At 61.7% G+C, this 8,421-nt stretch carries 5 protein-coding genes; 3 read left to right on the top strand and 2 right to left on the bottom strand.

Going from position 1 to position 8,421, the window contains the following annotated elements:
* A partial coding sequence (locus tag VFA16_RS13995; protein WP_324968396.1) for a condensation domain-containing protein occupies nucleotides 1-1,799 on the bottom strand: 1,799 nt, incomplete at its 3' end.
* Between the two features lie 524 nt (nucleotides 1,800-2,323).
* Here VFA16_RS13995 and VFA16_RS13990 point away from each other — a divergent pair.
* The 3 genes from VFA16_RS13990 (at nucleotide 2,324) to htpG (ending at nucleotide 6,296) form a co-directional block, all read left to right on the top strand.
* On the top strand, nucleotides 2,324-3,166 hold the full coding sequence (locus VFA16_RS13990; protein WP_324968395.1) for a class I SAM-dependent methyltransferase: 843 nt from the start codon (nucleotides 2,324-2,326) through the stop codon (nucleotides 3,164-3,166).
* A gap of 271 nt (nucleotides 3,167-3,437) precedes the next feature.
* Nucleotides 3,438-4,253 (top strand): GAP family protein, encoded by an 816-nt coding sequence (locus VFA16_RS13985; RefSeq protein WP_324968394.1) that lies wholly within the window; start codon nucleotides 3,438-3,440, stop codon nucleotides 4,251-4,253.
* A gap of 105 nt (nucleotides 4,254-4,358) precedes the next feature.
* Nucleotides 4,359-6,296 (top strand): molecular chaperone HtpG, encoded by a 1,938-nt coding sequence (gene htpG, locus VFA16_RS13980; RefSeq protein WP_324968393.1) that lies wholly within the window; start codon nucleotides 4,359-4,361, stop codon nucleotides 6,294-6,296.
* Between the two features lie 36 nt (nucleotides 6,297-6,332).
* Here the strand turns inward: htpG and VFA16_RS13975 are convergent.
* The coding region (locus VFA16_RS13975) for an amino acid adenylation domain-containing protein (protein WP_324968392.1) at nucleotides 6,333-8,421 on the bottom strand (2,089 nt) is incomplete at its 5' end.

The following is an 8,421-nucleotide window of genomic DNA, read 5'->3' as shown; positions in this document are numbered from 1 at the left end:
CAAGACACGGTGCGTGGCTCGGCAAGCTGGCGACCTGGGTGCGGCCCTAGATCGCCGAGCTTGATTGTGGTTGCCGTAACCAGGTCATCGGCGGCCGGCAGCTGATCGTCGGTGAGAACGATGTTCGCGCCGGCGTCCTTGATGCAGAAGGTGTTCCGGGCCGCGGGCTGACGGGGATCCAGGGGCACGCACGCTGCGCCGGATTTGAGAACTCCCAGAATGGCCGCGACCAGATCAGGTGTGCGGTCCAGGAGCACGGCCACCACAGTCCCGGGCCCGGCACCCTCCTGCGCCAATCGCAAAGCGATGCCCGCCGCGCGGTCGTCCAGTTGCCGATACGTCAACCTCGTGTCGCCGACCTGTACCGCTACCGCGTCGGGTGTGCGTTCGACCTGCGAGCTGATGATGTGGTGCACGCATTGCGACGAAATACCGTGCTCGGCGGCACGATTCCAACTGAGCTGACGGCGACGCTCGTCGGGCGTGACCAGATCATGATCGGACATCGGTATTTCGGGCGCCGCGGTAACGGTGTCAAGCAAGCGGCGCCAGTTCAACGCCATTTCGCGTGCTGTCTGGCGGTCGAACAAATCCGCGCTGAAGACCAGCCCACCCGCGAGGTGTCCCTCGGGCCGCTCGTCCAGTTCAATAATGATGTCGAACTGTGCCGATCCCACGGCGTCGCGAAGATCGGGGTCCATCACCTGCAGTGACCATCCGTCCGCCGCGGACGTGGGCGGCTGAAATAGCAACGCGGTTTGAAAAAGCGGATTGCTGCGCCGATCTCGTGGCACCTCCAGGCTGGCGACCAAGGCATCGAACGGCACCGCCTCGCTGAACGCTTCGGCGACAACACGACGAATTCGGCCGACCAGGGCGGTGAAGCTCTCGTCGCCCGACACCTCACATCGCAGGACCACCGGGGTGACGCAGTGGCCGGCGACCGCTCGCAGGTCTTCGCGCTCCCGCAGATCATGCATGCTGCCGAATACGACCTCGGTAGAGTCGGCGTAAAGATGTAGCCACCACGCGTATGCGGCAGCAAGTGCATCGAATAGCGTGCCGCCCGCGGCCCGAGCCGCGCCGCGCAGCCCTTCAACGGTGGTTCGTTCAATTGTCAGCGGGATCGTTCCGCCGGCAAAGGTCTGATGGATCGGTCGCGGGTGATCGAGCGGCAGCTGGATGGGCATGCTGGCAGCCATCCGCTTGCGCCAGTTGGCAATGCGGTTGACGACCTGAGGCTTGTCGACCCAATTGAGCTCCCACGTCGTGTAGTCGGCGTACTGTGCCTGCGGGTCGGGCAGCGACGACGGCCGGCCGCTGGCGTAGCTGTTGTACAGAGCTGTCAGCTCTGCGAGCACCACGCGCTGCAACGTTGGCCCGTCGAAAACGAGCTGGTGTAGTCCCAAGTAGAGCCGGTGGTTGCGCTCATTGATGCGGATCAGCCGCGGACGAACCAACGGCCCTTCGGCAAGATCGTAGGGACGCAGCGCATCGGCGGCGGCGATCTCGGTCGCTCGCTGCATAGCCTCCTGGGGCCCTAGGTTGGACAAATCGGTGACGGGTAGCTCGACTTCCGCTGGCTCTCGGACAAATTGATGAGGCACACCGTCAACGGTTTTGAACGTGGTGCGCAACGCTTCATGTCTTGCGACCACTTCGCTGAGCGCATGGCGCAGCGCGTCCACGTCAAGCGGTCCCGCCTTGCTGATTGTGATCAGCTCGTTGTATGCCGGTGAGTTTGGTGCAAGTTGGCTGAGATACCAGAGCCGAGTCTGCGAAATCGACAGTGGCAGCAAGCCCGAGCCTGGTCGCGAGGTGACCGAACGGGCCTTGGCGTTCGAGCGGCCACCGAGCGCTCGGACAAGCTCATTAGCCGTACCGTTCCGTCCCGGCTCTGGTGATGCCACGATTAACCCACTGCCTCAAGCCCAGCTGAAGCGACGGCATCGCCAGCGTCGGTGATGTTGCCGCCGACCGGTTGTACGTTGGCGCTGGACGCGTGGGCCCGCTTGTAGATCATTTGAATGCGGCCGCCAAACTCGATGAGAAACTTCTGGCAGACGATGGACTTTGCGCCACTTCAAAAGCCCCCCTCGGCGAGCACATCACGAACGATAACCCGATGCCAGTCCCGACGCTATGGTTTCTGTGTAAACGTTGTGTGCCAAGATCGCCGAACCCTTATTATGCTCATGCCCAATGTCACGTTCTTATGGGGCGCGTAAGTTGTTTGAACCCGTAGCTTCCTCCGTTAGCCTGCTGAAGGGCCTCCTTTTGTGCGTAAGATCATAACCGAGCGAGTATGAGGTGAGGCGGTTATATGCAGACCAGTAGTTTACCGCGATCGGCCCGATTGGTTTTTCGTTGCATCGAGCTCGCCGCTCGTTTTGAGCCGATCCGTCGGATGCTTTTCGGATACTACGATAAAAGGTTGATGCGTTTAGTCCCCGTGCATCCATTTGACAATCAGTACGGAGTACGAACCAGCGGAGCCTTGCCTGGATCCGTCCTACGGCTGGGATATTCTCTTAAGAAGACAACCGCTTACGTCGGCTACCTTGGCGTACAGCCGAGTATCATTCGTCGAGCGTTGAGCGTTCTCCCACTTCACAATGACGCAACTTTCGTGGATCTGGGTTGCGGTAAAGGGCGCGCTTTAGTGGTGGCCTCCGAATTTCCGTTTCGAGCGGTCATAGGTGTGGAGATAACGCCAGAGCTGGCACAAGTTGCTCAAGAGAATGCTCGTGTAATCGCTCAGAAGTGGCCGCAGCGTCCGCGGATAACTGTTGTCAACGGGGATGCTCTCGATTACGAACTTCCTGAGGGTGATCTTGTCATCTTTCTGTACAACCCTTTTGGCGAAGAGCTGATTACCAAGCTCTTGGCGAGCATTGAGACCGCTCTCCGAACGAGGGATAGCAGCATTTGGATTGTCTACATCAATCCAGTGTGGGGCAAAATATTCGACAGATCTTCTACACTAAGCAGGATTTATGCTGAATCAATTCCCTACGATCCTGCGGAGATAGGATTCGGCCCGGATTCTTCAGACCTCGTCGTGATATGGCAAGACGCGCAGAGCGCCCCCGTGACTAGTTCTGAAAGCGTTGACAGAGACATCGTGATGACCAACTTTGGCCTTCGCGCTGAACTCGCCGACTAGTTACCGGAGCTCGGAGTCCGGGCTGGCGGACAAAGCAGGTGGCGGCCGAGACGCCACGCCGACCTCTGTTCGTGTTGCACGAGGCATGCCAACGGCGGCCGATGGCCATCGCCAAGCGCCCGGGACCATTCTTGATGCGTGCGGACGGCGCCGCAGGCTGGGTGGCCCAGCGCAAGCGCGAATAATTTAGCCGTGTGCCAGCTGGTTCGAAACAGCCAGGGAAGCTTGAAAAGAAGCCAACAGGCCACAGGCAACCGGTAGGGTTCCGACCGTGGGGAGCACCGTGCTGATGCTGGGGTTGGGGCTTTTCACAGGGATCAATCCGATACGCGTCGGTCTCACACTCCTCGTGATCTCTCGACCGCGGCCCGTGCAGAATCTGCTCGCTTACGGGTTCGGCGGTTTGATGGTGAGCATTCCGTGCCTGGTGGTCCCACTGCTGGTACTGCACGTCACACCACGATTCAGAACTGTCGTGCATGATGTGGCCACGCCGGGAACGGGCGCGAGTTCCGTGATGCGGCATATTCAGGTCGGCTTGGGTGTGGTCGTGCTAACGGTCGCGGTGGTGACAACAGTGCGTTCGCTGATGCGCCGGCGTCAGCGAGCGCCGCTGGTGACGTCTGGCGGCACAACGTCGACCCTGGTGTCGGAGTCGAATACACCGACGCCGATCGCGCGGCTGCTGCGGCCCGCGCATGACGAGCCGACCGAGGGCGGATCTGCCATCCGGCGACTGCTCGGCCGCATCCGCAATGCGTGGGAAAACGGATCTTTGTGGGTCTCATGGGTGATCGGCTTCCTGTTCGGGGGGCCGGGAGCCGACGAAATGCTCTACGTAGTCGCTCTCATCGTGGCCACGGGAACCGCGATCGGCACGCAGATCAGCTCCGCGATCGCATTTGTTATCGGGGTGCTTGTCGTTGTCGAGATCACGCTTGCCAGCTATCTGGCCCGGCCGGCGAAAACTCAAGCGCTAGTGGAACGGCTGCACGACTGGGCGCGGGCTCACCGTCGGAAGATCATTGTGGCCATGTGCACAGTAGGCGGGATCTGGCTCCTGGCCACCGGCCTGGGCAGTAGCTGATCTGCGGCCGCGCATAAAGTTGCTGGCGGCCCGTGGTGGTCGATGTGCCCGGTGCTATCTTTTTGAGTAGCCGTAGTCGAAGGTTGTGTTATCGAAGGGAATCGCATGGACGCCCATGTCGAGCAGTTGGAGTTCCAGGCGGAGGCTCGCCAACTGTTGGATTTGCTGGTCCACTCGGTTTACTCCAACAAGGACTCCTTTTTACGAGAGCTGATCTCGAACGCATCTGATGCGCTGGACAAGCTGCGGCTGGAATCGCTGCGCAACAAAGAGCTGGATGTTGACACCGCCGACCTGCACATCGAGATCGAGACGGACAAGGACGCACGCATCCTGACTGTCCGCGACAACGGCATCGGCATGACGCGCGACGAGGTGGTGGACCTCATCGGCACTCTGGCCAAGTCGGGCACCGCCGAGCTGCGGCAGAGGCTGCGTGAAGCCAAGAACGCAGCCGCCTCGGAGGAACTGATCGGCCAATTCGGTATCGGTTTCTACTCCACGTTCATGGTGGCCGACAAGGTCGAGCTGCTGACGCGCAAAGCAGGCGAAAGCGACGCCACCCGGTGGGTGTCCAGCGGTGACGGGACGTACACCATCGAATCCGTCGACGGCGCCCCGCAGGGAACATCGGTGACGCTGCACCTCAAGCCGGAAGACGCCGAGGACGGGCTGCACGACTACACCGCGGAGTGGAAGATCCGCGAGCTGGTCAAGAAGTACTCCGACTTCATCGCCTGGCCCATCCGGATGGAGGTCGAGCGACGTACCCCGGCCTCGAAAGAAGGTGAGGCGCAGGGCGGTGAAGAGCAAGTCACCATCGAGACCCAGACCCTCAACTCGATGAAGGCGCTGTGGGCCAAGTCCAAAGACGAAGTCTCCGAGGAGGAGTACAAGGAGTTTTACAAGCACATCGGCCACGCCTGGGACGACCCGCTAGAGGTCATCCCGATGAAAGCCGAAGGCACGTTCGAGTACCAGGCCCTGCTATTCATTCCGTCGCTCGCCCCGTTCGACCTGTACAACCGGGACGCCAAGGTGGGGGTGCAGCTGTATGTCAAGCGGGTGTTCGTCATGGGCGACTGCGACCAGCTCATGCCGCACTACCTGCGCTTCGTCAAGGGAGTCGTGGACGCAGAAGACTTGTCCCTGAACGTCTCCCGCGAGATGTTGCAGCAGGATCGGCACATCGCGGCGATCCGTCGACGGCTGACGAAAAAGGTGCTCTCGGCAATCAAGGACATGCAGTCCGAGCGCCCGGACGACTACCGCACGTTTTGGACGCAGTTCGGCAGGGTCCTCAAAGAGGGCCTGATGTCGGACCTCGAAAATCAGGACACCCTGTTACGTCTCTGCTCGTTCGCCTCGACGCACAGCGACGAGGAGCCAACTACCCTGCCTGAGTACGTCGAGCGCATGAAGGACGGTCAGGAGCAGATTTTCTACGCCACCGGCCCATCGCGGGAGCAACTGCTGAAGTCGCCCCATCTCGAGGCGTTCAAAGCCAAAGGCTACGAGGTGCTGCTGCTCACTGATCCCGTCGACGAGATCTGGGTGGGATCGGTGGCCGAGTTCGACGGCAAACCGCTGCAGTCGGTGGCCAGGGGTGAGATCGACCTCGAGTCCGAGGATGAAAAGAGCGAAGCCGAACGCGAGCAGCAGGAAAAGGACTTCGCCGGCCTGCTGACATGGTTGACCGAGACATTGAGTGCTCATGTCTCGCAAGTTCGGTTGTCGAAGCGCCTGACTGAGTCACCGGCCTGTCTGATCACCCCGACCTTCGGCATCACCCCGGCGCTTGCGCGTATGTACCGCGCGTCGGGGCAACCGGTCCCAGTCAGCAAGCGGATCATGGAAATCAACCCGAAGCATCCGCTCGTCACAGGCCTGCAGCAGGCATACAACGACCGCGGCGCCGATCCGTCATTGGCTGAAACCGCCGAATTGGTGTACGGCACCGCGGTTCTGGCGGAAGGCGATGTACCCGACGACCCGGCAAAGTTCGCCGGACTGCTCGCCGACCGGCTGGCTCGGACCGTGTAGGACACGGCGGCCTCGCTTCTGCTCGCCGTTGGCGCTTTACCCGCGGCCTGAGGCTTCTACTGACAGCTTGAGTTGGTCGCCGTAGGTACTAAGGCATCCGCTGCTCATCATGTCATTGTGTGTGCAGTCCACCGAGTAGGCGGTGATGTCGCCGGCAACGTAAGGCCGCCACTTGTGGACGTGGGATGAGCCGTTCTCGCTTTGCGCAGCAGAGAATATGACCACGTCACCGTCGAAGACGTCGGGCACGTGTTCGGAGAGATAGAACTGGTTGGCATGCGCGCTGTGGACCATGTGCTCGAACAGCTCTCGGGGCGGAAGGACAAGCTCCACCGCTTCGCGGTGTTGGTGGACGAGGTCTTCTGCCTGCTCATAGGTGAGAGGCTCCAACTGTTCGGGAATGGCGATACCGCTCATTTCCAAGAAGCGCTCGAGGATGTGACTCTCGATTTGGTGTTTTTCTGAAGTTTGTTCTGCCGGTGAGCCGTTGGCGGTGTGCACCGGGTCGAGCATGATCAGTCGTTGGACTACGTGTCCCCGGCGGCGAAGCTCGATGGCCAGCTCGTGCGCGACGACGCCGCCGAACGACCAGCCGAGAATCCGGTACGGCCCAGCCGGATACAGGGCTTGCAGCCGATCCGCATAGTTCTTCGCCATGTCGCGAATCGATCGTGGTTTCGCTTCGCCGTTATGCGAGATCTGGTTGATGCCGATGATCGGGCACTCCAGATAATCGGCCAGACCGCGATAGGGGTAGCTGATCCCGGTACCTTCGTGAATGCAGCACAGCGGAACGCCCGTGCCTTCCTTGAGCACCTCGACAGGAACCACTTCGGCCGCGCTATCGTGCCTGGCCAACTGCTGGCTCAGCCCTCTCACGGACGGCGCTTGGAACACCGTGCGCACCGCGAGATGGGTATCGAGGGCTCTGTTGATCGCGGCGATCAGGCGCATCGCCGACAGCGAATCGCCGCCCAGATCGAAGAATGAGTCGTCGACTCCGACGCGCTCGACGCCGAGGACCTGGGCGTAGATCTCGGCCAGAATCCGCTCAGTGGGGGTGGCCGGGGCGCGGTACCGGTTGACATCCCGGTATTCCGGTGCGGGCAGGGCCCGTTTGTCGAGTTTGCCGTTGGGGGTCAGCGGCAGTGCCGGTAAGGCCACCACCGTGGCCGGGATCATGTACGGCGGCAGCCGGTCGGCCAGCGCGGCGCGAGCCTCGGCCGGGTCGGCGCTGCCGGTGACATAGCCGACGAGGCGTTTGTCGCCCGGGCGGTCTTCGCGAGCAAGCACCACCGCGTGCTCCACCCCGTCCAGCTCGGCAAGCGCCGCCTCGATGTCGCCGAGTTCGATGCGGTAGCCGCGGATCTTGACCTGCTCGTCGACGCGTGCGACGTAGTGCAGCTGTCCGTCGGTGCCCCACGACACCAGGTCCCCGGTGCGATACATCCGGGCGCCGGTCCCTCCGAATGGGCACGCCACGAACCGCGACGCGGTCAACCCGGATCGATGCCAATACCCAACGCCCACACCGGAACCGGCGACGTACAACTCACCGATCACCCCGGCCGGCACTGGCCGCAACCACTCATCGAGCACGAACAACGCTGCGCCCGACAGCGGCGAGCCGATCGGCGCACCCGACCGGGCCGTCAGCGGTGCGCTCATCGCTACCCACACGGTCGCCTCGGTGGGACCGTAGGCGTTGATCATCACCCGCCCGGGCGCCCAGCGGTCCACGAGCTCGGCCGAGCAGGCCTCACCACCCACCAGCAACGCCGTCGACTCCAGCCCCTGCGGCGAGAGGACCGCCAGCGCCGACGGTGTCTGGTTCAAGACGTCGACGTGTTCGGCAACCAGTAAGTCGTGGACGTCTTCCGGTGAGGCCGCCACCGACTCGGGTACCACCAGCAACCGCCCGCCGTGCAACAGCGCGCCCCAGATTTCCCAGACCGAGAAGTCGAAGGCAAACGAGTGAAACAGCGTCCATACATCATTTTTGTCGAAGCGGAAGAATTCCTCCGTCGCCCTAAACAGCCTTACGACGTTCCGATGCTCAACCAAGACTCCTTTCGGTCTCCCCGTAGAACCTGACGTATAGATCACATAGGCCAGGTTTTCCGGA

Origin of the sequence: Mycobacterium sp. (assembly GCF_035653355.1) — a bacterium.
Classification (GTDB): Bacteria; Actinomycetota; Actinomycetes; order Mycobacteriales; family Mycobacteriaceae; genus Mycobacterium.
This window is presented reverse-complemented; position numbering and strand designations above follow the sequence as displayed.

Coding starts and splice junctions, on each gene's coding strand:
- VFA16_RS13990 (WP_324968395.1), top strand. CDS start 2,324: ATGCAGACCAGTAGTTTACCGCGATCGGCCCGATTGGTTTTTCGTTGC.
- htpG (WP_324968393.1), top strand. CDS start 4,359: ATGGACGCCCATGTCGAGCAGTTGGAGTTCCAGGCGGAGGCTCGCCAA.